Annotated in this window: 24 protein-coding genes and 1 tRNA gene; 7 read left to right on the top strand and 18 right to left on the bottom strand. The window is 65.2% G+C overall.

Going from position 1 to position 23,509, the window contains the following annotated elements; all coding sequences use genetic code 11:
- Positions 1–29 precede the first annotated feature (29 nt).
- Positions 30–1,697, bottom strand: a complete 1,668-nt coding sequence (locus ISP_RS45365) for a hypothetical protein (RefSeq protein ID WP_176742225.1) — start codon at positions 1,695–1,697, stop codon at positions 30–32.
- Between the two features lie 134 nt (positions 1,698–1,831).
- Between ISP_RS45365 and ISP_RS45360 the strand changes: the two genes are divergently transcribed.
- Positions 1,832–1,905, top strand: a tRNA-Thr gene (locus tag ISP_RS45360).
- 1,696 nt (positions 1,906–3,601) lie between these two features.
- On the opposite strand, the gene ISP_RS45355 is transcribed toward ISP_RS45360, so the two are convergent.
- The 10 genes from ISP_RS45355 to ISP_RS45310 all read right to left on the bottom strand — a co-directional run bounded on the left by ISP_RS45355 (position 3,602) and on the right by ISP_RS45310 (position 13,255).
- Entirely contained in the window at positions 3,602–4,129 is a 528-nt protein-coding gene (locus ISP_RS45355) for a HEPN domain-containing protein (RefSeq protein WP_141748530.1), read from the bottom strand.
- A gap of 13 nt (positions 4,130–4,142) precedes the next feature.
- The gene (locus ISP_RS45350) at positions 4,143–5,345 is read right to left on the bottom strand and encodes a DUF262 domain-containing protein (RefSeq protein WP_080582953.1); all 1,203 of its coding nucleotides are present in this window, start codon (positions 5,343–5,345) and stop codon (positions 4,143–4,145) included.
- Positions 5,346–6,040: 695 nt separating this feature from the next.
- Positions 6,041–7,246 (bottom strand): site-specific integrase, encoded by a 1,206-nt coding sequence (locus tag ISP_RS45345; RefSeq protein ID WP_013230505.1) that lies wholly within the window; start codon positions 7,244–7,246, stop codon positions 6,041–6,043.
- Entirely contained in the window at positions 7,230–7,460 is a 231-nt protein-coding gene (locus ISP_RS45340) for a helix-turn-helix domain-containing protein (protein ID WP_230468636.1), read from the bottom strand. Before ISP_RS45340 ends, ISP_RS45345 begins: the two co-directional genes overlap by 17 nt.
- Positions 7,457–8,989 carry a DUF3631 domain-containing protein gene (locus ISP_RS45335; RefSeq protein ID WP_013230503.1) on the bottom strand — a complete coding sequence of 511 codons (1,533 nt, stop codon included), beginning with the start codon at positions 8,987–8,989 and terminating at the stop codon, positions 7,457–7,459. The genes ISP_RS45340 and ISP_RS45335 overlap by 4 nt, the downstream gene beginning before the upstream one ends.
- Complete coding sequence (locus ISP_RS45330; RefSeq protein ID WP_013230502.1) at positions 8,989–9,519, bottom strand: hypothetical protein; 531 nt, start codon at positions 9,517–9,519, stop codon at positions 8,989–8,991. The genes ISP_RS45335 and ISP_RS45330 overlap by 1 nt, the downstream gene beginning before the upstream one ends.
- Before the next feature lie 27 nt (positions 9,520–9,546).
- A complete protein-coding gene (locus tag ISP_RS45325; protein ID WP_013230501.1) occupies positions 9,547–9,786 on the bottom strand; it encodes a hypothetical protein in 240 nt (79 codons plus the stop codon).
- Between the two features lie 184 nt (positions 9,787–9,970).
- Positions 9,971–12,142, bottom strand: coding sequence for an FtsK/SpoIIIE domain-containing protein (locus ISP_RS45320; protein WP_013230500.1), 2,172 nt, complete (start codon positions 12,140–12,142; stop codon positions 9,971–9,973).
- Positions 12,142–12,930, bottom strand: a complete 789-nt coding sequence (locus ISP_RS45315) for an ABC transporter permease (RefSeq protein WP_013230499.1) — start codon at positions 12,928–12,930, stop codon at positions 12,142–12,144. Before ISP_RS45315 ends, ISP_RS45320 begins: the two co-directional genes overlap by 1 nt.
- Positions 12,931–13,021: 91 nt before the next feature.
- Positions 13,022–13,255 carry a hypothetical protein gene (locus ISP_RS45310; RefSeq protein WP_013230498.1) on the bottom strand — a complete coding sequence of 78 codons (234 nt, stop codon included), beginning with the start codon at positions 13,253–13,255 and terminating at the stop codon, positions 13,022–13,024.
- Positions 13,256–13,398: 143 nt separating this feature from the next.
- On the opposite strand from ISP_RS45310, the gene ISP_RS45305 reads away from it, so the two are divergent.
- Complete coding sequence (locus ISP_RS45305) at positions 13,399–13,752, top strand: GntR family transcriptional regulator (protein WP_013230497.1); 354 nt, start codon at positions 13,399–13,401, stop codon at positions 13,750–13,752.
- Here the strand turns inward: ISP_RS45305 and ISP_RS45300 are convergent.
- On the bottom strand, positions 13,749–13,949 hold the full coding sequence (locus ISP_RS45300; RefSeq protein ID WP_013230496.1) for a hypothetical protein: 201 nt from the start codon (positions 13,947–13,949) through the stop codon (positions 13,749–13,751). The two genes, ISP_RS45305 and ISP_RS45300, sit on opposite strands and share 4 nt — an antisense overlap.
- A gap of 184 nt (positions 13,950–14,133) precedes the next feature.
- On the opposite strand from ISP_RS45300, the gene ISP_RS45295 reads away from it, so the two are divergent.
- A complete protein-coding gene (locus ISP_RS45295) occupies positions 14,134–15,549 on the top strand; it encodes a hypothetical protein (protein ID WP_230468635.1) in 1,416 nt (471 codons plus the stop codon).
- On the opposite strand, the gene ISP_RS45290 is transcribed toward ISP_RS45295, so the two are convergent.
- The 5 genes from ISP_RS45290 to ISP_RS45270 form a co-directional block, all read right to left on the bottom strand.
- Positions 15,508–16,404 (bottom strand): phosphotransferase enzyme family protein, encoded by an 897-nt coding sequence (locus tag ISP_RS45290; protein ID WP_013230494.1) that lies wholly within the window; start codon positions 16,402–16,404, stop codon positions 15,508–15,510. The two genes, ISP_RS45295 and ISP_RS45290, sit on opposite strands and share 42 nt — an antisense overlap.
- 128 nt (positions 16,405–16,532) lie before the next feature.
- A complete protein-coding gene (locus ISP_RS45285; protein WP_013230493.1) occupies positions 16,533–17,327 on the bottom strand; it encodes a Scr1 family TA system antitoxin-like transcriptional regulator in 795 nt (264 codons plus the stop codon).
- Positions 17,324–17,527 carry a hypothetical protein gene (locus ISP_RS45280; protein WP_230468634.1) on the bottom strand — a complete coding sequence of 68 codons (204 nt, stop codon included), beginning with the start codon at positions 17,525–17,527 and terminating at the stop codon, positions 17,324–17,326. Before ISP_RS45280 ends, ISP_RS45285 begins: the two co-directional genes overlap by 4 nt.
- 49 nt (positions 17,528–17,576) lie before the next feature.
- Positions 17,577–17,873, bottom strand: coding sequence for a hypothetical protein (locus ISP_RS45275; RefSeq protein ID WP_013230491.1), 297 nt, complete (start codon positions 17,871–17,873; stop codon positions 17,577–17,579).
- Positions 17,870–18,082, bottom strand: a complete 213-nt coding sequence (locus tag ISP_RS45270; protein ID WP_013230490.1) for a hypothetical protein — start codon at positions 18,080–18,082, stop codon at positions 17,870–17,872. Before ISP_RS45270 ends, ISP_RS45275 begins: the two co-directional genes overlap by 4 nt.
- 133 nt (positions 18,083–18,215) lie before the next feature.
- Here ISP_RS45270 and ISP_RS45265 point away from each other — a divergent pair, with 133 nt between their 5' ends.
- From ISP_RS45265 to ISP_RS45250, 4 genes are all read left to right on the top strand, one after another.
- Positions 18,216–18,704 (top strand): NUDIX domain-containing protein, encoded by a 489-nt coding sequence (locus ISP_RS45265; RefSeq protein WP_013230489.1) that lies wholly within the window; start codon positions 18,216–18,218, stop codon positions 18,702–18,704.
- Between the two features lie 33 nt (positions 18,705–18,737).
- Positions 18,738–19,952 carry a helix-turn-helix domain-containing protein gene (locus ISP_RS45260; protein ID WP_013230488.1) on the top strand — a complete coding sequence of 405 codons (1,215 nt, stop codon included), beginning with the start codon at positions 18,738–18,740 and terminating at the stop codon, positions 19,950–19,952.
- Between the two features lie 326 nt (positions 19,953–20,278).
- A complete protein-coding gene (locus tag ISP_RS45255) occupies positions 20,279–21,499 on the top strand; it encodes a HEPN/Toprim-associated domain-containing protein (protein ID WP_141748494.1) in 1,221 nt (406 codons plus the stop codon).
- A 414-nt stretch (positions 21,500–21,913) separates the two neighbouring features.
- Positions 21,914–22,873, top strand: a complete 960-nt coding sequence (locus ISP_RS45250; protein WP_141748493.1) for an HNH endonuclease — start codon at positions 21,914–21,916, stop codon at positions 22,871–22,873.
- Positions 22,874–22,898: 25 nt separating this feature from the next.
- On the opposite strand, the gene ISP_RS45245 is transcribed toward ISP_RS45250, so the two are convergent.
- Positions 22,899–23,264 carry a hypothetical protein gene (locus tag ISP_RS45245; protein WP_013230487.1) on the bottom strand — a complete coding sequence of 122 codons (366 nt, stop codon included), beginning with the start codon at positions 23,262–23,264 and terminating at the stop codon, positions 22,899–22,901.
- Positions 23,265–23,509 lie beyond the last annotated feature (245 nt).

Raw genomic sequence — 23,509 nt, 5'->3', positions numbered from 1 at the left:
ACCTGGCGGGTTCCTTCACACCCCTCGGGTCACTCGCGCGGACGGGGTGACGGCTTGAACGGCTTTTCCTCGACGGCCACGGCCGGCGGGCGCCGCCGTCCGGCCGGCATCGCGGCCACCATGACCACGCCGAGCAGCAGCATCGCGGTGCCGGTCCAGAACAACGGCACCGTGTCGTACGCGCCACCGGTGTAGGCCAGGTTCTTCACCGGCCCCTTCGGCGCCTCGCCGCCCGCCGGCGGCGGCGTCGACGTGGTCCCGCAGACGACACCGCCGGTCGGCGCGTACGCGCGGGCGACCTGCTCGCCGAGCGACAGCTGGGCCAGCGACGAGGGCAGGTTCTTCGCCTGGTCGTCCGGCAGGAGGCTCTTGAGCTTGGTCGTCGGCAGCAGCTGCAGGTCGAACATCCGCGCCGACGCGCCCAGCTGGAAGCCCGCGAACGGCGTGGTCATGTTCGCCGACTTCTGGTCGAGCCCGGCGATGCTCAGCCGCAGCACCCCGAGGTCGAGCACGGTGCCCGCGGTGGTCCCGACCTGCTGCACCGGACCATCGAGCGGCGCCAGGAGACCGCCGACCACCGGCAGGTCCTTCAGCTTGCCGAACTGGTCGCTCAGCGGCTTCAGCGGCAGCCCGATCGGAACGTCCTTCGTCGGGTGCGCCGCGTCGAGCGTGTACAGCACCTTCCCGCCGGCCTCGATGCTCAGCACCGGCGCGGTGTACTCGACCTTGGACGTCTTCGCGTCGCCGGTCGAGGTCACCTTGAGCGTCGGCTGGCTGACCACCTTGACGCTCAACGCCAGCGGCGTGCCCTTGAGGATCTCGATGTCCGCGGCCTGCAGCGTCGACGTCGACTGCACGGCCTTGTGGTCCGACCCCGGGATGTCGACCAGCTTCACCTGCGACCGCGACGACAGCGTGTTCGGCAGGCTCAGCAGCGAGCCGGTGCCGTCGGCGGCGGTCTGGCCGCCGCCCTGCAGCAGGCCGCCGAGGCTCTGCAGCCCCTTGGTCAGGTCGAACCCGCTCGCCAGCGAGTTCGGGTCGAGCTTCGGCTTCAGCGCGTCCAGGCCCAGGTTCGGCATCGACGGCACGACGTTCAGCAGCGACAGGCTGGCCACGGACGTGCTGGCGTCGGCGATGGTGTCGACGCACGGGCCGAGCGTCTGGCTCCACCGCGCGTGCGCGCTCCCGTTGAGCAGACCCACGTTGAGCAGCGGATTCGACGGCGCGTTGAGGCCCCCGCTGATCGGCTGCGGGTTGTCCGGCAACGCGGTCTGCACAACGCTGCCCGGCGTCTGCGGCGCGTTCCCGCCGACCGACAGCCCGAACGGCGACGCCTGCGCGATCGCCTTTTCGTAGCTGAGGTAGGCGTCCGAGTTCGCGGACGCGCTCGACAGTCCCATCCCGGCCTCGAGAGCCGACTGCTTCGGCAGCGTCTGCCCGAACCCCGGAAGGATGGTGCTCGTCGGCACGGCGTTGGGCAGCAGCCGGATGATCCCGAGCGCGGTCCCGGCATCCCCGACGGCCTGCCCCAGCGGCTGCGGCCCGATCGGCGCGGAGATGGGCGCCTGCCCCGGATTCGCCGGCTGCGGAATCGGCGTAGTCGGATAGGTCGAGTCGGCAGTCGCCGGCGCCGCGCTGAGCAGGAGCAACGCAGCAGCCGCCGGCAGGGCCGCCGAGCGGGGCAGTCTTCGCCGCATGTGCCAGAGCCTCCAGAGTGGGTCGGCCGGGAAGTGAGACCGGCGTCATAGGGCCCTAACGACGATCCCCCGGGAAAGTAACGCGCACAGCTTCCGCTACACTTGTCATCGTCGCCAGCGCAAGCAGTCGACATGCCGCCTTAGCTCAGTCGGCCAGAGCGATTCACTCGTAATGAATAGGTCAGGGGTTCGATTCCCCTAGGCGGCTCCGCAGGTCAGGCCCCATCCGAGACACCTCGGATGGGGCCTGCGTCGTCTGCTGGGTGACAAAGTGAGTGACATAGGCGCCTGGCCGGGGCGGAGAGGGTCCACAGGTCCACCCCGTAGCGGGAAGGCAGTCTGTCGCGACCGCGCTGAGGCCCTGCCTCCGCCGCGCCAGCGGGCACCAACTTCGAGGGTGCGGTCCGTCTGAGATGAGCCCAAAGGCGCCGAAACCGATCCATACAGACGCCGTCCGCTCGACAAGGTCGCTCAGGAGCTCCGCGACGCTGAAGCCGCCGGACTCATCCAGGCCGACCTCGTCCAAGGCAATCCAGTGTCTCCGCAGCGTGGTGAGCAAGTATCTCAGTGGCGCTCAGCTGCCAGCTTCTTCCGTGGCGGGCCGGGCAGACTCCCCACGAGCGGGCCGGCGGGGTGGTGGTCAGTTTGCCGAGACAACAAGCCGAGCCCGTCAGGGTCGTCTGCAATCCAGGCGTCTCCGCAACTCGCGTGTTCAGACGTTCCTTACTTGTTCAAGGCGGCCCCTCCGGGGCCGCTGAGCACTGTGTTTGACCCGCGGGCAAGCCCCGCCGGGGCATGCGGGCTGGCGCCCGGTCCCCGGCGGTCGCCCACGGAAAAGTAGCCCAGTGACCACCTGCCGACGGGACCGCCAGACCGTAGAAGAGATGTCCTCGCCGGACTGGCAGGTCTCTGAGATGGCCGGCTCGGAAGCTCCCCAAGGGCTACCATGTCCCGTCAAGGGGTGACATCCTGGGCAAGTTCGCCTGGGTGCCGTGTGCCCCCTTGACGGGACATGATCGGGCTTCGCCAGGTCGACGAGACGCCCGAGAGGCCACCCACATGTGGGGATGGCGTGTTACTGCGCTATGCGCTGAACAGCCAGTTCCCCAAGCCGCCGTCAGCAGCTCGCATGGTCTGCTCAGTCGTGCAGGGGTACGCCTCCCCACACGAACACTTCGTCCCTTCGAGCGAGACAACGTGTAGGCCTCTTACGGCCTTCAGCATGTTTCGGTGCCGGTCCCGTGTCTGGAGAGCGGCAGCTACCTGCTCTTTAGCAGTTTGAAGCTCGTCCTTCAGCTTCTTGTTCTGCCGCTCCATGTCGTGAGCCTTCGCCTCCACCTGGTCGATCCAGGTGCGAAGACGTGGCTCGTGCGAGGCCAGTCGTTCAATCTCAAGCTTCGAGTCGTCGGTGCGCTGGTGAGCGCCGCATGGGTTGCATTTGACTCGTCGATGCGGGTTCGTTCGCGGAGTCCTGTAGCTGAACCTCAGGCCGCAACAAGTGCATCGAGCTGGTACGTCGATGAGGTCTTCGCCGGACTCTCCGACGCCGTAAGGGTTCAATCTTGCCTTCGCTAACTCACCGGGTAGCTCGGTGATCAATCACTGCGACCTCGGACACCAAGATCATGGATGACCTTGATGTCATCCATGGCCGCCTGTACGGTCGCAGAGCACGCCAATGCACTGGACCCGGCCGAGGTGTCGACCCCGGTCGGGGCCTTTCCACTTCGCTGTCAGAGAGTGTAAGTGGCAGGACCGACAAGAAACCGCCTTTCCGCTACATGTGGTGTCGTGTCGGCGTGTGCGCCACTAGAAGTAGCGGAGTCGTAGCTCACGGCTGCGCTGGCGGACGAAGGGGCGCGTATCCGAGGCCGTGATGACCACCAGGTGACCTGGTGAATTCGCTACTTAGAGGCACCGGAGACCAAGATCAAGCTAGGTATCTCCTGGGGAAAGGTAGAAGCCATCCTGTGCAGCACCTTGATTTCCTCAGCTGTCTTATCAAGCTGAAATTGAGCGTAATTCTGATGCACTAGCTTGTTTCGCAAGGCGCCGATTTCTAGAAATGCCTCAACTGCGGCACTGAAATTCGTGTCGAGCTTCATTCTTTCTAAAAAACGCGCCTTGCAGTCGTCGCCAAAATAACTGAAAAATTGATTTGACTTGCGATTCTCCCAATCGAAAAGCGAATGGAATTGCCGCTTAAGTGAACGTCTCTCAACGAAAATACCAAGTTCAGGTGCATCTTCTCGGTGGAATAGGCCTGCTATCACCTCGGTGGTTGCAACCTCCAAGTAGCTGGCTGACGCTAGAAGCAAGACTTTCGGGTACGTCTGCTCCATCGCATTCAGCCCTGAAGGATCTTGCGACAGTGGGCCGTCCCGCAGTGCGCGGTAATCGTCAAATAGGGTGTCGAACACGTCTGCCGGCATCGCGCACTTACTCCTACCTGGAAGTCAGAGCCTTCTCGGCGAGTTGTATGCGGCGGCTAACGTTCACGGTCTTAGTTGAGCCCTCTTGCAGGGTATCTGCGAACGGCTGACCGTCCTTGACCGATAGGACGGCCTTTGCGAGCTTATCCGGTGTTGCAGTCTTTTCTTGCCGAACCCAGGCGCTGAAGAACCCTTCGAACAGTACGCCGCTGAACTTGCCTGAGCGCTTGAATGTATCTTCCGGTAGGCGGGAGGTGATCTCCAAAAACTCCTTGAAGTCGGCGCTGGCCTCCTCGGCCTGGCCGGGGCTGAATAGTTGTGCTTCAAGGCAGAACCGATTAACAAAGGACACCATGCTGCCCGAGTACTTTTCGAGATTGCGTGCCAAGGCTAGTGACCGCAGGATGATCTCAGAGTCGCGCATGCGTGAGTCTGGATCAGGTAGGCCAAGTAGGCGACGCCAGTTTCCATCTTCGTTCAACCTTAGAATGCTTGAGATGAGGTCTGAGTGGTATAGGCTAGCGCGAATTTCCTGCTGCGAAAGGTTGATTCCACCGGTGTTAAGTCGACTGAAAATCTCAAAGACAGCGCTACTGTCCTCGGGATTCGTCTGCTTGACCACTACGTTCCGAATCGTGCGCAAGTCAAGTGTTGGCTTGTAATCTTCAAGTGTATTGTATTTTTTCCCGTTGAACCGATTGGCTTTCCCTGTGGGCGACTTTGCAAGGCGCAACTTGAAATCTTCGAAGAGATTGTCGTCCTGTAGCGCATCCTCATTAATTCTCTTCCCTTCGCTTAGTAATGACCGAACTGCGCTGCGGCTGGTGGCTCGCGGGAAGCGTCCCTTTGAGAAGAAGAAAATGCTCAGCAGGCGCTGCTGTCCGTCGATTACAAGGAATGAGTTTCGTTTTTCTTCATACAAGAAGACTTGTGGAACAGGTAGACCCAAAAGCAGGGACTCAATTAGCTTGGATGCGCGCTTTATGTCCCATACGTAGTTGCGCTGGAACGGCGGAATTTTTACGGCACCGCTCTCGATAAAATTCACGATGGTGGCGACATTCCAGTCGTTGGGAGACGAAACAATGTCGTACTCGTCAACTTCGATATCGTCCTGCTCCTGCGACGCTTCGTCGAGCCAGCTGGCGCGTTGTTCGGCAGCCTCGGCGTCCCCATCTACGCTGACAGGTACTTCGTCTTCGGTGTCTGTCGGCATCCGTGCTCTACTTTCAGCTTGTCTGTGTGATTGACCGCAAAACTACCTGAAGCACTCGCCTCCGCGGTCACCTTGATCGTTTACGGATAGCGATCGTATCAACTTGGTCGCTATGCCGGCTCGATATCACTGCGCCTGTCGTCACGACGCGGCGTCTGCCCCCTGCAGGGCGCTCGTATAGTGAGCTGAGCTGCAGGTGTCTGCCGTCCTCGTGAAGCGTCGCCCGCTCGCCGAGGGTGGAAGATCATCCGGCCGGTCTACACCCGAAATTCACCGATCGTCGACGGCGGATCTTGGAAAGTGAGGGACGGTTGCGGTTGCAAAGCATGCAGGTAACGGTCAAGTTTGGCAGATATCGGTGATCGACGAACGTGCTGGACGGCTGAACCGTAGGTTCTAGATTCAAGGCGGCCCCGCCGAGACCGCAGGAGCCCCGTGTTCAACCGTCGGGCAAGCCCCCGCCGGGGGGGCGCGCGAGGCGCGCTTGCTGGTCTGCGTGACGCCGTACTCTCGGCGGAGAACCCTGCCGATCACGACCGAGTAGCCCTCGCGGCAGAATGCCTCGCCCATGTACTCCCAGACCGGCAGGGGCGCTGGGGGCTGCTCGAAGGCGAACGACTTGGTCCCGTCTTGAGTCGTACAACGAGCCAGGCCCCACCGGCGGCGCGGGTGGGGCTCGGCTTGTCGAGTGGTGGTTAAGACGCTTGATCGGTGGACAGAGGAAGTCCCGCAGGTTCGTCCTTCGCGGGGAAGAGCCGGTCCATTGCGGTCGCGCCGGACTCCACCACCGGCCGGATCTGCTTCCGGTAGACCAGTTCCGTCACGGTGGTATTGCTGTGCCCGACCAGCCGCGAGATCTCCTCGATCGGCATCCCGCCGTCCGAGAGGATCGAGACGAAACTGTGCCGCAGCTCCCGGGGCGTCCACTCCGCCGGGTTGAGGCCGGCCGCCTTGATCACCCGCCGGAAGTCCCGCCGAACGTTGTTGACGTCCCGCTCAGTGCCGACGTTGGTTGCGAACACGATCCCGTGTTCGCGCCAGTCGTCGCCCGCGACTGCTTTTGCGGCCTGCTGTGCTACCTGGTGAGCCTCCAGTGCCTTCACTGCCCGCTCGGGCAGCGCCAGCGTCCGGCGGGATTTCCGCGTCTTGGTCTCGCCGCGGGCGCGGACCGAACGCCACACCTTGACGTTCGGCGGGATCGCCGGCGACGCCGTCGGCTTGCCCACAAGGTCGACGTGATCCCATGTCAGGGGGCGCATCTCCTCAGTCCGCGCGCCGGTCAACAGGGACACCACGATGTAGGCACGCATCGGCGACGACTCCGCCGCGGTGAGCACCGCTTCGGCCTGCGCGAGGGTGAGCGCCTTCGACGGCCGCCCGGCCCCCTTCCCGGCTGGCAGTTCCTCGCACAGCAGGACCACGTTGTACCGAACCCGCTTGCGCACCTGTGCGCGGTTGATCGCCCGGCGCAGGATCGAGCGGAGGTTGCGCAGCGTCGAGGTCACCAGCACTTCGGCTTTTTCCGCCAGCCAGTCCTCGACGTCGTCGACTTCGAGCTTCACCAGCGGTCGTGCGCCGATTGCCGGCACGATGTGGTTGTTGACCAGGGAACGCACGGTCTTGACGGTGTTGGGGTCTCGCTCTCCGCGCTCGTAGCTCACCAGCCAGTCATTCATCGCCTGCTCGACCGTGTAAGCGGTCGACGCTTCAACGGCGCCCTCTTCGAGGTTACGAACCAGCTCCTTGAGCTTGTTCTTGGCCTCGGTTTTGGTCTTGCCGCTGGCCTTGCGGACGATGCGCTTTCCGTTCGGCCGCCATCCGACCGTCAGCTCCGCGATCCATCGCTGGCGCGCTTCGGACCAGTAGAGGCCGCCGTCTCCGTGGCTACGCGTTTTCGGCATAGCTGACCCCCGCTTCCTTCATCAGCAACTCGACGTACTGCTGGATGGCGACAGCCGGCACCAGCCGGGCTCGTCCCTGCTTGACCGAGCGCAAGCGCCCCGAGCGCAACTGCTCGTAGATGACCGAGCGGCTCATCGAGAGCAGGCGCATGGCTTCGGTGATCCGGTAGAGATGCCGTTCAGGCGCGGCAACCGGCATGGGTACGGCGTTCATCGATCCCCCTCGGTGTCGTGGTCGGGCTTGGTGGCCGCGACGTCCGCGACCTCCGCGACCGGGCTGGTCAGCAGGGGTGTCAGCGGTTGTTGGGTGCGGCGACCGTCCGCGACCCGGGTTGCGGAGGTCGCGGCCGAGGCCGGTGTCTCCGGGGCGCCGGATGTGGCGGTGACCTGCAGGGGCGCGTTGGTCGCGGAGGTCGCCCCCGTTTCGAGCGGCGGGAGGTAGCGGCTCCAGGCGTCGGCGAGTCCGCCGTCGCCGTCGATGCGGTAGCCCTTGAGGGTCTTGCCGCTGATCTTGAGGTCTTTCGGCCGGACCAGGTACCGGTCGAGTTCCTTCGCGAGACGGCGGCTGTCGAGCGGCTTGCCCTGGACGTCGGTCCAGGGGCCGTCTTCGATGGCGTGCAGTTCGCGGATCAGCTCGGCGGTAACCATGCGGTCGGTGTTCTCCGCGGCGAAGATCTGCCGGATGTCCGCCAGCAGCCGCACGCCGATCGAGGCCGGTTGCGCGGTGGCTTCGAGCACGAAGTGACGGCAGGCCCGTCGCGCGGTCTCCGGCCAGTGCCCGCCGGCCGCGTCGGCGATCGCCAGCAGCGGCCGCCAGATCTCCGCGGCCCGGTCACGGACGCCGTCCGGGCGTTCCGGCCGGGCGCGGCTCACCTCGTCGCCGACGCGACCAACCCACTCCGCCAGGTCGGCGCGCACCGGTGCTGACTCGCGTTCGACGTCCTCTTCGATGAACTCCTCGACGACTTCGTCGAACCGGCGCTTGCGCATGTGCACGGTGATCGCCCGGGTCGTGATCGTGTCGGGCATGCCGCCGGCGATCCCGGCGAGCGCAACCGGCGCGTAGACCGGGAACCGGGTCACGTTCATGCTCTTGGCGTCACCGACGCACCGCGTCACCGTCGCCGACCGCTTGTAGCCCGCGTTGAGCAGGGCGCGGAGGTCCTCGTTGTTGCCTCCCGTCTTGGGGTTGAAGACCGCGTCGATCTCGTCGAACAGCAGCGTCATCGGCCCGTCGGCGAGCATCCGGAAGATCGCGGCTGGCGTGATGCTGATCGTCATCTCCGGCTTGGCCACGAGGTACTGCGCGACCTCCAGCACGCGCGTCTTGCCGCTCCCCGGCTCGGCCGAGTCGAGGATCAGCCTCGGCGTGACGTAGAGCCGTTCGGCGACGTGGGTGTGGGCGTACCAGAGCGCCAGCGTCGGCGCGGCGTGCTCGTTGGCGAAGGCGGAGAAGCGCGACACGAATGTCACGACCGCGTCGAGGACCTCGTGACCCGGCTTAGCGAAGGCACCGGCCGGCGGCGGGCCGAGCCACGTCAGCGGGTTGACCGGCTGGGCGCCGTCGTCCTCGGCCGGCGTGGCCGCGGTGTGGCGGCCGCGCCAGACGCGCTGGCAGTTCTCCGAGCAGAAGTCGCCGGACGGTGAGTCGCCGCGCGGCCGGGCGCACTGCTGGCAGCGGGTCGCTGGCTCGTCGGAGATGACGAAGTCGATCACGGACAAGGTGTCGTCGAATCCGGACATCAGGCGGCCACCTCCAGGCGTGCGGTCGGTTCGTCGTCGCCTCCGGCTTCGCGGTAGCGCCGCCACAGGTCGTCAAGGCGCTCGGTGTCGTCGAGCTGGTGGCGGAGGATGTCCGTTGGTGAGTCGTCTTCGACGGCCTGCACCAGGCGGGCCGCGTGCTCCCGGACGGCGCGGCGGTAGGCGTTCTTCAGCACGACGGCTTTCAGCCAGGCGCCGTAGTACGGAGGCGGCAGGATCGGGCCGTCGGTGTAGGTCTCGACGATCCAGAGGCCGAGACTGTGCAGGCGGTCCACGCCGCCGGACCGCGGTTCGGTCACCGTCCTCTCACGGGCGTGGTCCAGCACGGCCATCGGGGTCGGTGCGTGGCCTGCGCCGGTCAGCTCGATGACCAAATGGAGAACGCGGGCGGCGATCGGCGAGCCGAAGTCGTCGGCGCGCATGCCTGCGAGCAGTCGACGGGCCCCGGTCAGCCGGACCTGCATCACGCAGCCCAGGAACTGACGCTCGGGATCGAGCAACGTGGTCTTCATGGGGTGGCCTTTCGATTGAGCTGCAAGTCAGCGGCTGTTGTCGCGGCGGTCGCGGTCGCGGAGATCGCGGTACGACCGGCGAGCGCGAAGGCAGGAGTTGTAGGCGCGGCGGCCGGCGCGGAGCGTGCGGCCGGTTCCGCCACACCGCCGGCAGAGCCGGATCGCGCGGAGCAACGGCGAGCGGAAAGCGCCGAAGCCCCGGCAGGAGCGGCACGGCTTGTACGGGTAGACCGCGCACGACCAGGAGTAGCCGAGAGTGACGATCATGAGCAGAATCAGGAGCAGACTGGTCGGATTGCTGAGGGGGTTCAACGGAGCCTCCGGGGGCTGTTTTTGGCCGCACTCGGCCCGCGCCTCTAGGTGCTAGGGCGCTGATCATTGGCGTTGTGACGGTCTAGGGAGGGCTCTAGGTCTAGAGGGACTAGGCTCTAGATCTAGAGCCCTGCGGGAGCTAGCCGCTCTTGCGGTTCCTGTCACGCTCGGTCAGCGCGTCGGCGATCCATTCGCGCTTGACGCCCATTCGGTTGGCGCTCTTGCCGGTGTCGACGTCGTTGCCCCACACCTGCTTGGTGGTGATCCCGAGCGGCTTGAGCGCGGTCGAGAGCTGGGTTGCCTTCGCCGCCCCGGTCGGCAGTTCGGCCCACGGGCCGTAGACCGCCGGCCGCAGCTCGGCGAGCCGGTCCACGATCCGTTCCGACCACGCCTTCTCGGCGTCGCCGATCGCGGTCAGCACGTCGGCGAGCAAGGTGCTCGTGTCCTCGTCCTCCTCGGGCGTGAGGTCGAGGCCCGCGGCGTAGCCGGTCAGCCGTCCGGCCGCGAGCCGCGCCGTTCGTGCGCGGGCCGCGATCTTCTCGGCGTCTGGGCCATCGATGTACACACCGCGAGTGATGCGCGGCTCGTCGCCTTCGCCGGCCAGGTACCCGATGCCCTTGTCCCGAAAGGACAGCGTGGTGGCCCGGATGCCGTTCCGGTACGACGAGGTGCCGAGCACCATGTCGTTGGCCTGCTGGCCGGTGACCTTGAGGCAGAACCGCATCACCGCGTTGTCGCTGATCGCGGTCGGGATGCTCTTCGCGTCCGGCCGCTGCGTCGCCAGGATGATGACGATGCCCAGCGCCGGGCCGCGCTTTACGAGGTCGGTGCAGACTTCCTCGATCTCCGCGCCGTACTCCGGGTGCTCGAACCACTTCTGGCACTCGTCGACGCCGATCACGATCGGGTGCAGGCCGAGGGACTTCTTGTCGGCCAGTTCCGGCGTGACCTTGTTCTCCGGGCACAGGTCCTTCGGCAGCTCCCGGATGACCTTTGCGCGCCGCCGCAGTTCACTGGCGAGCGCCCGCAGGTCGGCGACGGCGTACGCGATGTCCTCAGGCTCGTCGCCGGCGCGGTACCGGTGCGACACCGGCGCCAGCGGCGAGAGGTCGCCGGTTCCCTTGAGGTCGAACGAGTGCAGCTCGGCCCGCGGGTCGAGCGCGGCGATCAGCAGGAGCTCTCGCAGGGTGAACGTCTTGCCCATGCGCGGGATTGCGCCGATGACCATCGAGATGAACATCAGGGTGATGTCCACCCACCGGCCGCGCTGGTCGGTGCCGAACGGTTGAGGCTTGAACAGGTCCACGGTGCCGGGCTTCCGCAGCGGCCAGGCGGCCTGTCGCGACTTGGATAGGTCCTGGTCACCGACCCAAAGGACCATCCGACCGGGGTGAACCTCGGCGTTGCCCTCCGGCCAGACGCAGCCGAGGGGACGGCCGAGGCCGGACGCGAGCTTCGCGCGCCGCTCGACCACTTCGGACACCGTGACGCCCGGCGGAAGGTCCACGTCGGCGCGCCAACCCGGCCCGTCGCGAGTGATCGGCGCCGTGAACCCGATCGCGTTCGGGTTCTTGGCAAGGGCCTGGTTGATGCCCGCGATGCCGAGCACCGACAGCGCCTGAACGACGTTGTCACTCGTCAGCTTCTGGACCTGAGTGGACAGGACGGCGCGAGACGACACCACCGGGTTGTCCCGGGTGGACCCGAGCTTTCCGAGCAGTCCTACCGCGATGGCGCCGCAGGCCCAGATCACCCACTCCGGCAGGACGTTCGGCAGCGTGAACACCAGGACCAGGCCGACCGTCGACACGAGACCGAGCTGAATCAGCCGGAGCACGACTCGCCGGTCACGCTGCTGCGACAGCTTCAGGTATAGGTCGGCCTTATCCGCCGTGGCCGTCTCCGAACGGGCCGGACGCCCTTCGGCGTCGGTCACGTACCGTCCGGTTGCTGCCAGCAGGAGGAGAAGGCCCCGAGGAGAGCGCACCGCGAGCCGAAGCGCGTAGAGCGGTGACCGCGCCGCGTGGTAGCCGGCCTTGTGCGCGTAGTGCTTCCCCACCCACTTCGCGGCGTCCTTCGCGTCGGCCGTCGACTTGAGGTAGCTGGGGATGATCGCCTGGCGGTTCTGCGAGCGGAGGCGGTCCAGCCACGACGAGCCATCCGTGACCGGGCGGTCCACCGGGACAGCCGGCGACCGCTCCGCGGCCTCGTCGCCGAGCTCGGCGTCGATGACGAACGGGTCGGCCTCCCCGGAAGCCGTTCCGGGGAACGCGATCACGCGGCCGCCGTCCGGTTCGTTGGTGGTGCTCATCAGTCGTTCACCTCCTGGTCGGCGGTGTCGCGTACGAGGTGCGCGAGGGCAGCGCCGCAGCCGAGGACAACCACCGGCAGGCAGGAGACGAGCGTGGTCACCGGCCAGGGAGCCCGTTCGACGTCCGCCGCGGACATCAGGTGATAGGCGACCTGGCCGACCATCCCGAGGACGAGCGAGCCCAGGGCCGACCACTTCGCGAAGCTGCGGACTCGGTGGGTCCGGGTCACCGGGGACAGCCAGACCCGCAGAGCGAACGCCGCGTAGGTCTCGACCCCGATCGGGAGCGTGATCGCCGAGTTGATCGTCAGGTGGTCCCAGATGCCCGGCAGTAGCTGGATCGGGCCGAACCCGGTCAGCCTGCCGAGGCCGACCCAGCCACTCCAGACGGCGACGAACGCCGGCAGGGCCAGGAGGAGCACCGGCCACAGCTTGATCCGCCGCACCTTCTCCGGTGTCGCGCCCGGGTCTGCGGTGACGTTGACCTGCGGCTCTGAGTCATCCGAGGCCGGTTCGTCCGTGGTCTCGGACTCCTGATCCGGTTCCTCGACTTCGGCGGGTTCCGTCACCGCGTGCAGCTTCCGCACGGGCTTGGTGTCGGCCTCCTCGTTCAGCGCGGCGAGGATGGCGCGGGCTTTCGGCGCACCCACCTTGAACTCGGTCATGATCCGGTTCCGGGAGGGGCACTCGCCCAGGTCCGCGGCGAACTCGCGGACACGGGGCAGCAGGTCAGTGACCGAAGGCGGGTACGCGCTTCGGGTGTTCGTGGGCGTGTCGAGCCCTACCATGGGTGTTCTCCTGACTGGCTTGGAAGTGGTTGGGAGAAGCCCGGTCCGGCGGGTGGTTCTTGGCGGTTCCGTGCGCCGGGCCGGGGCGGCTTCAAGCAGCCGCGCCGGGGCTGTCCGACCGGCCCCGGAGAGCCGAGCTGACGGTCTGGCGGCTGATGCGCCGGACGTGTCGATGCGTCGCGGCCCGGTCCGTGCTCGGCGCCAGGCCGGCGCTCTCCGCTTTCTGGTCGTGAGCCGTCACGAAGTACTCGGCGATCATCGCGTCGATGTCCGACTCGGTCAGTCCGTCCGGGGCGTAGCTGGGCAAAGGGATGAGGTCATCCATTGGTGTGAACTCCAACGACTTGTAGGTCTCCCGCTCGGGAGCGGCCGATGGCGGCCGGAACTCAACGTAAGTCCTGTCTATTAACTCTGTCAACTGACATGGGAGAACTGACTTAGCCAACTGACTTGGCCTACGCTGGTGGTATGGCATCCCTGAACCCGGACGACCCGCGTGCGCCGTTCCTGCAAGTAGCCGGCGGTCTCCGGGCCGCGATCCTGTCGGGGGAGTACGCCCCCGGGGCGCAGCTGCCGACCTACCAGGAATTGGCCGATTCCTGGGGGGTGGCGGTGAACACGGCCAAGAGCGCCGTTGCCCACCTCAGGGAAGAGGGCCTGGTGGTGATCCGGCACGGCAAGGGCTCGTTCGTTCGCACCCAGCCGGCCGAAGGTGACTCCGCAATTCGTCCTGAGGCCTCAGGGGACGAGCGGGTCTGGCAGGCCATTGCCGAGATCAGGAAACGTCTCGGCGAGATCGAGCGGAAGCTGGGAGAGAACTAGCCGAACAGGGCGCGGAGGAACTGCACGACGCCGTCGATCACCACGCCGACGCCATGGACGGCTCCGCCTGCCCAGCTCGCCGAGTCGGCCGGGTACTTGACGATCAGCACGACGATCGCGAGCCCGATGACCAGGCCAATCGCCTTGCGGACCAGGCTGCCCCCGCTCTTCATAACTGGGAAGTTGTTCTTCGCCATCACGGTCTCCTTTCGTTCTGCGACGGGCTGGGAGGCCGATCCGGATCGGGGTTTCGATCCGGCGTTGTCGCTGATGAATTCAGGAAACCGCGCGGGGGTGGGGGTGCAGCAGTGTGCACGTGGGGGTGCGTTTTTGCACGTGGGGGGTGCACGGGGGGTGCTTTAATGACCTTCGGAGGTACCGGTGGTCGACAAGGGGAAGCAGCCGAACGCACTTCTAGCTGCGGTTATGCGACAGGCGGGGGCGACTAACAAGGGATTCGCTCGCCGGGTGCGCGAACGCAGCCAGAGAGACGGCGGCGAGCTGGTCAGCGCGGATCACGTGTCGGTCAAGCGCTGGCTCGACGGCACGAAGCCGCACGCGCGCACCTGTCAGCTGATCGCTGGCGTCCTCGGCGAATTGCTCGGCCGGCCTGTCGGCCTCGAAGAGATCGGCTTCGCCGCAGCGTCCGAGACCACCTCGGATGACGTCGGCCTGGAGTACCCGGAGGAGGTCGCTCACAGCCTGGTCGCGCTGGGAGCGATCACCGAACTCGAGCTCCGGCCGCCGAAGCGGGTTGGCCCGCTGTCTGTCGTGCCGGAGGCATGGAGCGGCCTGGTCATCCGGTGGCTGACCGACTCGGACACCGAAGGATCGCGGCCGCCGACCGAGCCGCGCTCGATCACCGTCGTGGACGTCGAGGCGGTTCGCGAGGCAACCGCGATGTTCAGCAGCTTCGACTACAAGTACGGCGGCGGCCGGCCGAAGTCGCTCGTCGCGTCGTTCCTTGACCAGGAGATCTTGCCGAACATCAGGCACGTGTCGCCGCAGGACCCGATCGGCCGCGAGTACTTCCGGGAGGTCGCTGCCCTCACGCGGCTCGCCGGCTGGACGGCCTACGACACGGGTGCGCACGGCCTCGCGCAGCGGTACCTAACGCAGGCGTTCCGCCTGGCGAAGGCGGCCGGCGACAAGGCGCTGTGCGGCCGAATCCTCGCGGGCATGTCGCACCAGGCGAACTTCCTCGGGCATTTCCAGCGGGCGGTCGACCTGGCGCGAGCCGCGTACAAGGGCGCGAACGGCTACGCCACCCCGACCACGATGGCGCTGTTCCACGCGATGGAAGCCCGGGCGCTTGCCTCGCTCGGCAGGGCGGAGGACGTCACGGCCGCGCTGCTCACGGCTGAACGGTGGCACTGCCAGGGCATCCGGGAAAACGACCCGGAGTGGATCCACTACTTCGACGAAGCCGAGCTACACGCCGAGTTCGCGCACTGCTTCCGCGATATCGGGAACGCCGAGCTGGCCAACCATCATGCGGCCGCGTCGATCGCGGCCTCGGAGTCGACCTACGTCCGCAGCCTCTCGTTCTGCCGGACCGTGCTGGCCACGTCCCACCTGCAAGGCGGGAACCTCGAAGAGGCGTTGGACGTGGCCAGGTCGGTCGTCGAGACCGCGGCGAAGCTGAAGTCGTTCCGGGTGATCTCGTATCTCGACGACTTCCGCGGACGGCTGGGCGGACATGCCGGCGACCCGTTGGTGAAGGAGTTCCTCGACTTCGCCAACCTCCACTTACCGTCAGAAAACCTTCCAGTGTCGGGGCGCCTGGTCGTCGCGTAGGTCGCTGATCCGCTTCTCGACCTCGGCTTTGACCTCGGTGGACTCGTCGACGGTCTGCGAGAGCCACATGGTCATGTTCAGCTCTCGTGTCGCCCTGAGCACGGGGAAGCCCGGCCAGCCGATCGGATCGAACCCGTAGGCCGCCGTGTACGAGTCGTACTCGGCCTCGGAAGCCCAGCCGAACGCCTGGTGGCGGACCGAGAGCACGGCCGCGTCCCACTCGCGCGGTCCGTAGGCGAAGTCCTCGAAGTCGATCAGGTTCAGCGTTCCGTCCGGGGAGCGCATGACGTTCCCGGGGTGCGCGTCGCCGTGTACCGGACCGGCAGGCAGCGGGAACTCAAGTTCCTGGAACCTCTCGGAGAGTTCCTCGTACCGCTCGCGCAGGAAGTCGAGATCGGCCTCGGGCAGCTTGCCCTTCAGTGCTTGAAGGCGTGGCTCGACCTTCGGCATTGGGGAAAAGGTCGGCAGGCGGAAGTCCGTCGGGTGGGGGAGCGCGTGCAGGTCGTGCAGCAGCTTCCCGAACTCGGCCGGAGTGATTGGTGTGTCGTCCTCTTCCAGACAGTTCCAGAACGTGACGGGTAGCCCGTCTTCGACGAAGGGCTGTTCGTTGCCGTCGAGCACCGTCGCGGCGGGGAACTGGTTCTCGGCGAGCCACCCGGCAACGAGCACTTCCTTCGTGGCGGCTGGGATGGAGCGGCCGACGCGGACTACGGCAGAGCCGTCGGCCAGGCGGTAGATGGCGTTCTCCCCGAACCGGACTCGCTGCGCGCCGGTCACATCCAGCCCGGCGAAGGCGCACGCTGCCTCGAAGACAGCTTGTGTCCGCTCCGTCGTGAAAGCCTTCGTCGATGTCATCAGACTCCTCTATCGGGGTGCCTTGGCCAGGCTAGAGCTTCGGCAGGAACGTGTGCTCGGTGAATCGGGGCTGTGAGGCCCAGCCGGGGCGCCGCCTGGAGGGAGGTCAGGACGCGCCGGCCGGGGGCTTAGGGCCACGCGTTCTCTGCGGCGTGGCGTCGTATTGCTCGGGCGGCCTTCTCGTAGGTCGTCAAGGCGTCTTGGTGGGTGGAGTACACGGCGCCGTGGTGGTGGCGCAGCGCGACCGCGAGAGCGCCGGCGCGGCGCTCGTAGAGGGTGAACGGCTCGACCACGCCGGGCGGGCAGTCAGCGGCGGGGACGAGGCGCACGCCGATCCGCGGCCTTCTCGCCCAGTCGCGCAGCTGGTCGAGCTGGTCGCGGAGAACCTCGGAGGTGCAGGCGTCGGGCCGCGTGGCGACCTCGCCGATCAGGAAGGTGTGCGGCGGGCCCGCCTCGTCGGACAGGGCGAGCTGACGTGCGGTGCGGAGAAGACAACTGACGTCGGCGGTCTCCGGGTCGAGCAGGCCGGTGTCCCTTAAGGCGCGGGCGTACTCGGCGGTCTGCAGGACCTCGGGGATGAGCGTCGGCGACCACTCGGTCACGCGGGTGGATCGCTGTTCGAAGGCGGTGCGCAGGTAGTTCTCGGCGCGTCCGGTGCGGTCGATCAAGTCGCGGTCGTGGGACCGGCGGGCCAGGTCGATGAGGTGTTCGCGGACGCTTTGCGGTGCTCGCAGGACACCAAGGATGTGCGCCACGATCGTGTCCTGTGGCGCTCGTTGGCCGAGTTCGAAGCTCGACAGCACGGCGGGGTAGATGCCGATCATGTCGGCGAGCCGGCGCAGGCCGATGCCGCGCTCTTTGCGGGCTTCACGCAGACCGCCGGCCAGGGCGATGACGGCTGGTCGGAGTGCAGTTTCAGTCACGGTTCGGACCGCTCCGTTCGGTCGTGGGTTTCTGTGTCGGGGGTGGTGATCAGGGAGAAGACGTCAAGTTCGGTGCCGTTGAGTTCGCCGGCGCGGCGGATGAGGGCAACGCCGATATGGACGAGTTGGCGGCCGAGGGTGCGCAAGCCGGCGGCATAAGCTGCGTCGTCCGGTTGGAGGGTCAGCAGCTCGACCGTCACGCTTCCGATCTTGGAGTTGACCTTCGAGAGGGCGGCGAGCAGTTCGCGGTCACGAGCGTGCACGTGGTACCCCGATCCGCCGGTGCTCGTTCTGGGCCGCGCAGACCGGGCATACCCGGCCGGGCCGGGGGATGACCCGGCGGTGGCTGATGCTGGGCCGGTCGTGTTCCAGCGGGAAGCGGACGTCGGTCAGGCACCAGGGCAGCAGCATGAACAGCCGCGGGTTTGCCATCTCCGAGTCCAGGTACAGGTGAGCCCACCCGTCGCCCCCGGTGAACTCGTGCCACTCCCAGAAGTCCTGATGTGAATCGGTGCCGGTCATGGGCCCGTCGTCCAACGCGGTCATCGAAGCCCTCGCTCGGCCTCGAACGCCTGGACTGCGGCGGCGGCCTGCTCCCAGTCGGCATCGGTCATGTCCGCGTGCTTCTGCGGATGCCGGTAGGCGTTGAGGTCGATTTCGTTGAGCCGCTGACCACCCGAGTTGAACAGCGACGCCCCGCACCAGAACGTCGGCCGGTCATCGCGCGCGGTCGATCCCCCGTCTTGTGCCGTCACCTGATCAACTGTCGTCCAACGCGGACATTCAAAACACAGCCAGTAACCATGATTTCAGCTGGTCAGAGCCCACGAACTAGGCGTGAAAGGCATAGATCAGCGGAGCTTCGCTCGCCGCCGGTAGCCTCGCCTGGTGGACTTGCTCCCGTTCGACGACTACGTACGCTCGCTCAACCGCAAGCGCATGTCCGCCGGCGTCCTGTTCCGGGACGAGGCCGACCGCGTGTTGTTCGTCGAGCCGTCTTACAAGTCGCACTGGGACATCCCGGGCGGTGCCTGTGAAGAGGGAGAACCGCCGTGGCGTACCGCGGCCCGCGAGACCTCGGAGGAAGTCGGTATTGACCGACCGCTCGGGAACTTGCTCGTGATCGACTACATCCCGGACGACTCGCGGATGCCGGAGGGAATGGCGTTCGTCTTCGACGGTGGCCTCGTGACCGAGGCGGAGATCAAGGCGCTGCCGATCACAGACCCCGAGATTCTCTCCATAGCGCTCCTGCCCCTCGACATCGCCGAGCCGCGACTCAAGCCGATCCTCGCCCGTCGGATGGCGGCCGCGCTCGACGCTGCCCACGTTGGCGAGCTGCTGATCTGCGAAGACGGCAGGCGCATAGCGCGATAGTCTGGTTACCGCGCGCACACAGCCGGAGGACGGATGACCGCTCACAACCCGCTCGCCGAGAACCTGACGCGCATCCGCAAGGCCCGCGACTTTTCGCAGGAAGGACTCGCCGAGGCCGCCTCAGTCGGTGTCGACACCGTCGCGCGCATCGAGCAGGGCACTCGGACGACCAGCCGCCCCGCCACCCTCCGGAAACTCGCGGCCGCACTCGGCGTGTCGGTCGATGCCCTGCTCGGCACGATGCCAGCACCCCACTCCCGTGACGTCGATGTGGCTCCGCTCCGCCGGGCGATCACCGCGGACGCGTCCATCCCCGGTCTTGAGGACCTGGCCGACACCCGCGAGCTACTGCCGCTCCCTGAGCTCACGGCCAGTGCACACGCGGCCTGGCGGGCGTACGTCGACGGGCGACACACCGAACTGCTGCACGCACTGCCAGTCGTCCTGGCCGACGCTCGCCGAGGCGTCCGCGACACTCGCAACGAGGAACGCGCCGGCGCGCACCGCGTCCTTTCGACCGCCTACCGGCTTGGCGCCGGCATCGCGGGTCGCCTCAGCTTCGACGACTTGGCATACACCTCCGCTGCCCGGGCGATCGAGGCCGCCGCTGAATCGGACGCGCCCGAGGTCGAAGCCGCAATTTCACTCCGCTACCTCGCATGGACGCTGGTCCGCCAGGGCCGAGCCGAAGACGCTGAGCGTGTCGCCACGCAAGCAGCCGCCGCGATTGAGCCGCGGATGCTCGACCGCGACCCGGTGCGTGCCGGAGTATTTGGCAACCTGCTGTTCAACGCTGCAACCGCGGCCCTACGAACAGGCAGCGCCGGTCGCGCCGAGGACCTTCTCGCCGCCGCTCACGCTGCTGCAATCCGGTCACGAGGCGACACGGCTTCGGAGGCCGCGATCTTCGGCCCACGCGTCGCGGCGCTTCAGAACGTCGAGCTTGCAGCGCGGGCTGGTGACCCCGAACATGCCCTCCGCCTTGCAGCGGCCGTGCCCGACAAAGCGGGCGACGTACCTGCGTTCTGGGAAGCCGGCCATCGGCTGCTTCTTGCAGCGGCGGCCGCGGATCTCCGTCGCGATCTGGATGCCCTGGCTTGGCTCGCCGAGGCACGCGACCTTGCGCCTGACTGGGTGCGATATCAGCCGCTTGGCAAAACTACGATGCGGGGTCTTGTCGATCGAGCAACCCGACGTCGCGGGCCAGAATTTGCCGCGCTCGCCACCCACTACGGCATCGTCAAGTAGGGGTGCTGCGTCTCAATCTGGCGAGCTTGGTTCGCCAGGGTCGGTCGCGGCCGGGTGCCCACTGTGAGAACATGGGCTTCCTCGAACTCGCCGGACCGGCGTTCATAGATCGCGGTCATAGCGTGGGCGCAATTTTGCGATGATGGCCTAAACGACAACACCCGACAGAACATGCCCAGCAACGACTGTTGATCATTACGGGATGACCTTTAGTGACTCGGATGATCTATCGGCCCGTCTGCCGTGGTGCTTAGAGTCCACGATAGTGGTCATGGACAGGTGGGCATCCGCTTGACTACCGTCCGGCGGCCAGGGACTATGCTCGCGTGAGCAGCAGCGCCTATCTATTGGTCAACCAAAAAAAGGTCTACAATTACAGTGCAGTGCCCACAAAGGTGCTAGCACTTTTTGCTGACCTCGATTTCATTCGAATAGAGGGCATTACAACTGAGCCGCGGGAATTGATATTTCAGGCGGATGCGGCAACGCTGCGAGAGCGTCTGGCAGTGTTGGGATTTGGGGATGGTCGGATAAAAAAGGCATTCGTGGATATTCGTGATCAGGACCTTGCTTATAAGTCGAGCTACCGATCCAGCCTGAACTGGTCGGAAGACTACGAGCGTGACTTGAAGAAGAAGCTTGACCGTCACATGGCATATCTCCGCAACCTTTCCTATGGAAGGTGGAAAATGGAGTTGGCTGCCTGCGTTAGTGGCGGGCTGGACATCCAGAGCGATACGATCGAAGATCGACCCTGGTTGCCGGAGGGGTACATAGATCATCTTGTCTCGTTGGGGGCGATATGTCTCCACCTCAGGGACGATGATGTCCTGATGCTCGATATGAATCCTCTTGTCGAACCGAATCATATAGCTGCTCATCTCGATGAGCCAATAGATGATCGTCCTGTGACCATCATTGTAGAATCTCCAAGTCCTGTGATCGTGATCACCGAAGGGGTGTTTGATGTGTACGCACTGCAAAGTGCGATTGACATCTTGAAACCTCACCTCAAGAAGTGTGTGCGATTCTTGGACTATGAGATGAAGCACGAAGGGAGTGTATCCTCTGCGATTCGAACCGTTCGAAGCTTCGCGGCAGCTGGAGTTTCCAATCGTGTTGTGGCCTTATTGGACAACGATAGTGCAGCCCATCAAGAAGTTTTGACGTTGGCTGGAATTGACCTGCCAGCAGGGTATCGCGTGCTCCACTATCCCGACCTGGAGATCGCTCGTGCCTACCCGACGCTTGGCCCGCAGGGCAGGTCTATTATGGATGTGAACGGGCTTGCGGGTTCGATAGAAATGTATCTCGGGAGCGATGTGCTCAAGGCGGACGGTGAAGATTTTGAACCTGTCCAATGGACTGGTTACCAGGCAAAGATTAAGCGATATCAAGGAGAGATCACCAATAAGAAGAAAGTGCAAAATATCTTTCGAGAGAAAGTTCTGGTTGCAAAGAAGTATCCAACGTCTTTGGGATTGCAGGACTGGTCAGGGCTCGAACTTATATTACGCCACTTGATAGTTGCGCTCGCTGAAATTTGATCTTTCGTCGTGTCGTGTTGAGCAAATGAAATCTAAAGTAAAGTTTCGTTCATTGCCATGCAGTCAGCATTCGGTGCTCGGTGGGTTGCGGAGCGGTTAGTCTGCTGAAAGGGGTCCGGCGGCTGCGTGCGCTTTCGCGTGTAGGTGTGCTCGAGGCGGGCGCGCCCAATCGGGCGCCGTCTCTCATGTAAGCGATTCCGAGGATGGTGGCCAATCAAGCGGCTTATGTACCTCAGGCGTGCTCCTTATGCAAGGAGTCGCCGTATCAGTCTGGAACAGCGCCGACGGTAAGACTGCAGGTGAGGAGATATGGGTTTCGCTGGTCGTGGTGAGACTGGACGTGCCTTCGTAAGACGATGGTCACGGTTCGGAAACGGCCGTGTCTGTGCCGGTTGAGCCGGCAATGATGAGGCTATGAGCAAGGAGCCGTTGCCTCTGCCGGGCAGTCCGGAACTGAAGAAGCTGCTGAAAAGCGAGACGCACCGGTCGTTGTACACCTTCCTGTATGAGAGACGCGATGATCCGCCAACAATGGTTGAGATTAGGGCTTATATGGCGGAAGAATTCGGTGAGGCACCTTCGCAGACCGATCGGCGCGTGCGCGATATGCGCCGCCATTTCCATCTGCCTGCCGTTCAGGTTGGAAAATATTACTATTATAAACTGATGGGGCGGGCTGAGGCTGAGAAGGGTGGGGTGCGGAAAAGTATAAGCTCGCGGTTGCGGGCCGAAGTCTTGCAGTCGCAGCGTTGTGCTCAGTGTGGTCGGACACCGTCAGGGCATCATGTTGTTCTAGTGGTGGACCATAAGGTCCCGTGGTCATGGGGCGGTACCGATGATATCGGTAACCTTCAGCCACTTTGCGAAGAATGTAACTCTGGCAAGAGGGACTTCTATGCAACATATGATCGATATGCAGATCAGATAAGGGAAGCTTCTGGACATCCGGAGCCTCACGGGCGTATCGGCGAGTTGCTTAAGTCCTTCAGTGGGGAATGGGTGCCTTCAAGTTTGATTGAGGTAGTTGCCTCCTTGGGGCAATACCAAAATGACTGGCAGAGGCGGTTGCGCGAGCTGCGATTTCTTGATTGGAAAATAATATCCAAGCGCAAGAAGGATCCGGATACGGGTCGGATCAATGTGTGGTATCGCGTGGAAGTTTGGAAGCCGTGGCCTGAGGGGTCTATTCGTGCCGAGGTGACTAGGCGGGGGCCGTCGAACAAGAGCAGTCAGCGCTGGGAGGATGAGTCTGCGGAAGCCCTGCCGTTCACCTTGCCTGCCGAGCACCCCCTCACGCCCGGCGGCGGGCGTGAGGGGGTCCCGATTAAGCGCCGCCCTTCGCTCCCCGACGGGCAGGACGAAGCTCTCTTTTAGCTGCTCGACCCGGATGAGTCGAAGATTAGCTTCGCCTCACCCGCGGCCATGCGTGGCCCTGGGCGGGGACGAGCCAGATCGCGATGATGCCTTCGACCTGGCGGACGTCGCGCTCGGCCACCCGCCCGGCCATGGGGAAGATGGTGATCTTCGCCCAGCCGCTGTTCTCCGCGCGGCCGAGGTGCTCGCGCAGGTGCGCGCGGATGCCGAGCGGGTTATTCGGCCGGTAGACCGAGCCGATGTAGAGCGTGCGCCCGTCGGCCGACTCGGTGACGTACACGCCGACGCCACCGCGGATGTCGTCGAGCATGTCGGTGCGGACGGTCCGGGATTGGCCGCCGGTCTTGCTGCCGATCAGCTCGGTGATCGCGTCGCGGGTGGAGTTGAACATGAGGTACCTCCTGGTTCCCTGAACAGCGGGAGACCGTCTCCCGCGTGGGTGTGCGGGAACCGGCGGTACCGGTGCCCGCGCGGCTTCAGACAGATCGGGCCTGCCGTTGGCCGTGCGGCGCGCGCCAGCCGTTCGGGATACGCGAGCGCCTCGGGAGCCAGGACGGCTCGATCTTGGGTGCTCGCGAGGCTCGCGGGGTCTCTGCCCGTTGAACCTCGGTATCTCGACGCTGGCATGCGTCGTGT

It is taken from the genome of Amycolatopsis mediterranei, from assembly GCF_026017845.1.
In the GTDB taxonomy this organism is placed as follows: domain Bacteria; phylum Actinomycetota; class Actinomycetes; order Mycobacteriales; family Pseudonocardiaceae; genus Amycolatopsis; species Amycolatopsis mediterranei.
Note: the sequence above shows the minus strand (reverse complement) of the source record. Positions and strands in the feature narration are given on the sequence as shown.

Excerpts from the sequence above, each read along its gene's own strand:
- ISP_RS45365 (WP_176742225.1), bottom strand. The coding sequence starts at position 1,697 with ATGCGGCGAAGACTGCCCCGCTCGGCGGCCCTGCCGGCGGCTGCTGCG.
- ISP_RS45355 (WP_141748530.1), bottom strand. The coding sequence starts at position 4,129 with ATGCCGGCAGACGTGTTCGACACCCTATTTGACGATTACCGCGCACTG.
- ISP_RS45350 (WP_080582953.1), bottom strand. The coding sequence starts at position 5,345 with ATGCCGACAGACACCGAAGACGAAGTACCTGTCAGCGTAGATGGGGAC.
- ISP_RS45345 (WP_013230505.1), bottom strand. The coding sequence starts at position 7,246 with ATGCCGAAAACGCGTAGCCACGGAGACGGCGGCCTCTACTGGTCCGAA.
- ISP_RS45340 (WP_230468636.1), bottom strand. The coding sequence starts at position 7,460 with ATGAACGCCGTACCCATGCCGGTTGCCGCGCCTGAACGGCATCTCTAC.
- ISP_RS45335 (WP_013230503.1), bottom strand. The coding sequence starts at position 8,989 with ATGTCCGGATTCGACGACACCTTGTCCGTGATCGACTTCGTCATCTCC.
- ISP_RS45330 (WP_013230502.1), bottom strand. The coding sequence starts at position 9,519 with ATGAAGACCACGTTGCTCGATCCCGAGCGTCAGTTCCTGGGCTGCGTG.
- ISP_RS45325 (WP_013230501.1), bottom strand. The coding sequence starts at position 9,786 with ATGATCGTCACTCTCGGCTACTCCTGGTCGTGCGCGGTCTACCCGTAC.
- ISP_RS45320 (WP_013230500.1), bottom strand. The coding sequence starts at position 12,142 with ATGAGCACCACCAACGAACCGGACGGCGGCCGCGTGATCGCGTTCCCC.
- ISP_RS45315 (WP_013230499.1), bottom strand. The coding sequence starts at position 12,930 with ATGGTAGGGCTCGACACGCCCACGAACACCCGAAGCGCGTACCCGCCT.
- ISP_RS45310 (WP_013230498.1), bottom strand. The coding sequence starts at position 13,255 with ATGGATGACCTCATCCCTTTGCCCAGCTACGCCCCGGACGGACTGACC.
- ISP_RS45305 (WP_013230497.1), top strand. The coding sequence starts at position 13,399 with ATGGCATCCCTGAACCCGGACGACCCGCGTGCGCCGTTCCTGCAAGTA.
- ISP_RS45300 (WP_013230496.1), bottom strand. The coding sequence starts at position 13,949 with ATGGCGAAGAACAACTTCCCAGTTATGAAGAGCGGGGGCAGCCTGGTC.
- ISP_RS45290 (WP_013230494.1), bottom strand. The coding sequence starts at position 16,404 with ATGACATCGACGAAGGCTTTCACGACGGAGCGGACACAAGCTGTCTTC.
- ISP_RS45275 (WP_013230491.1), bottom strand. The coding sequence starts at position 17,873 with ATGACCGCGTTGGACGACGGGCCCATGACCGGCACCGATTCACATCAG.
- ISP_RS45260 (WP_013230488.1), top strand. The coding sequence starts at position 18,738 with ATGACCGCTCACAACCCGCTCGCCGAGAACCTGACGCGCATCCGCAAG.
- ISP_RS45250 (WP_141748493.1), top strand. The coding sequence starts at position 21,914 with ATGAGCAAGGAGCCGTTGCCTCTGCCGGGCAGTCCGGAACTGAAGAAG.
- ISP_RS45245 (WP_013230487.1), bottom strand. The coding sequence starts at position 23,264 with ATGTTCAACTCCACCCGCGACGCGATCACCGAGCTGATCGGCAGCAAG.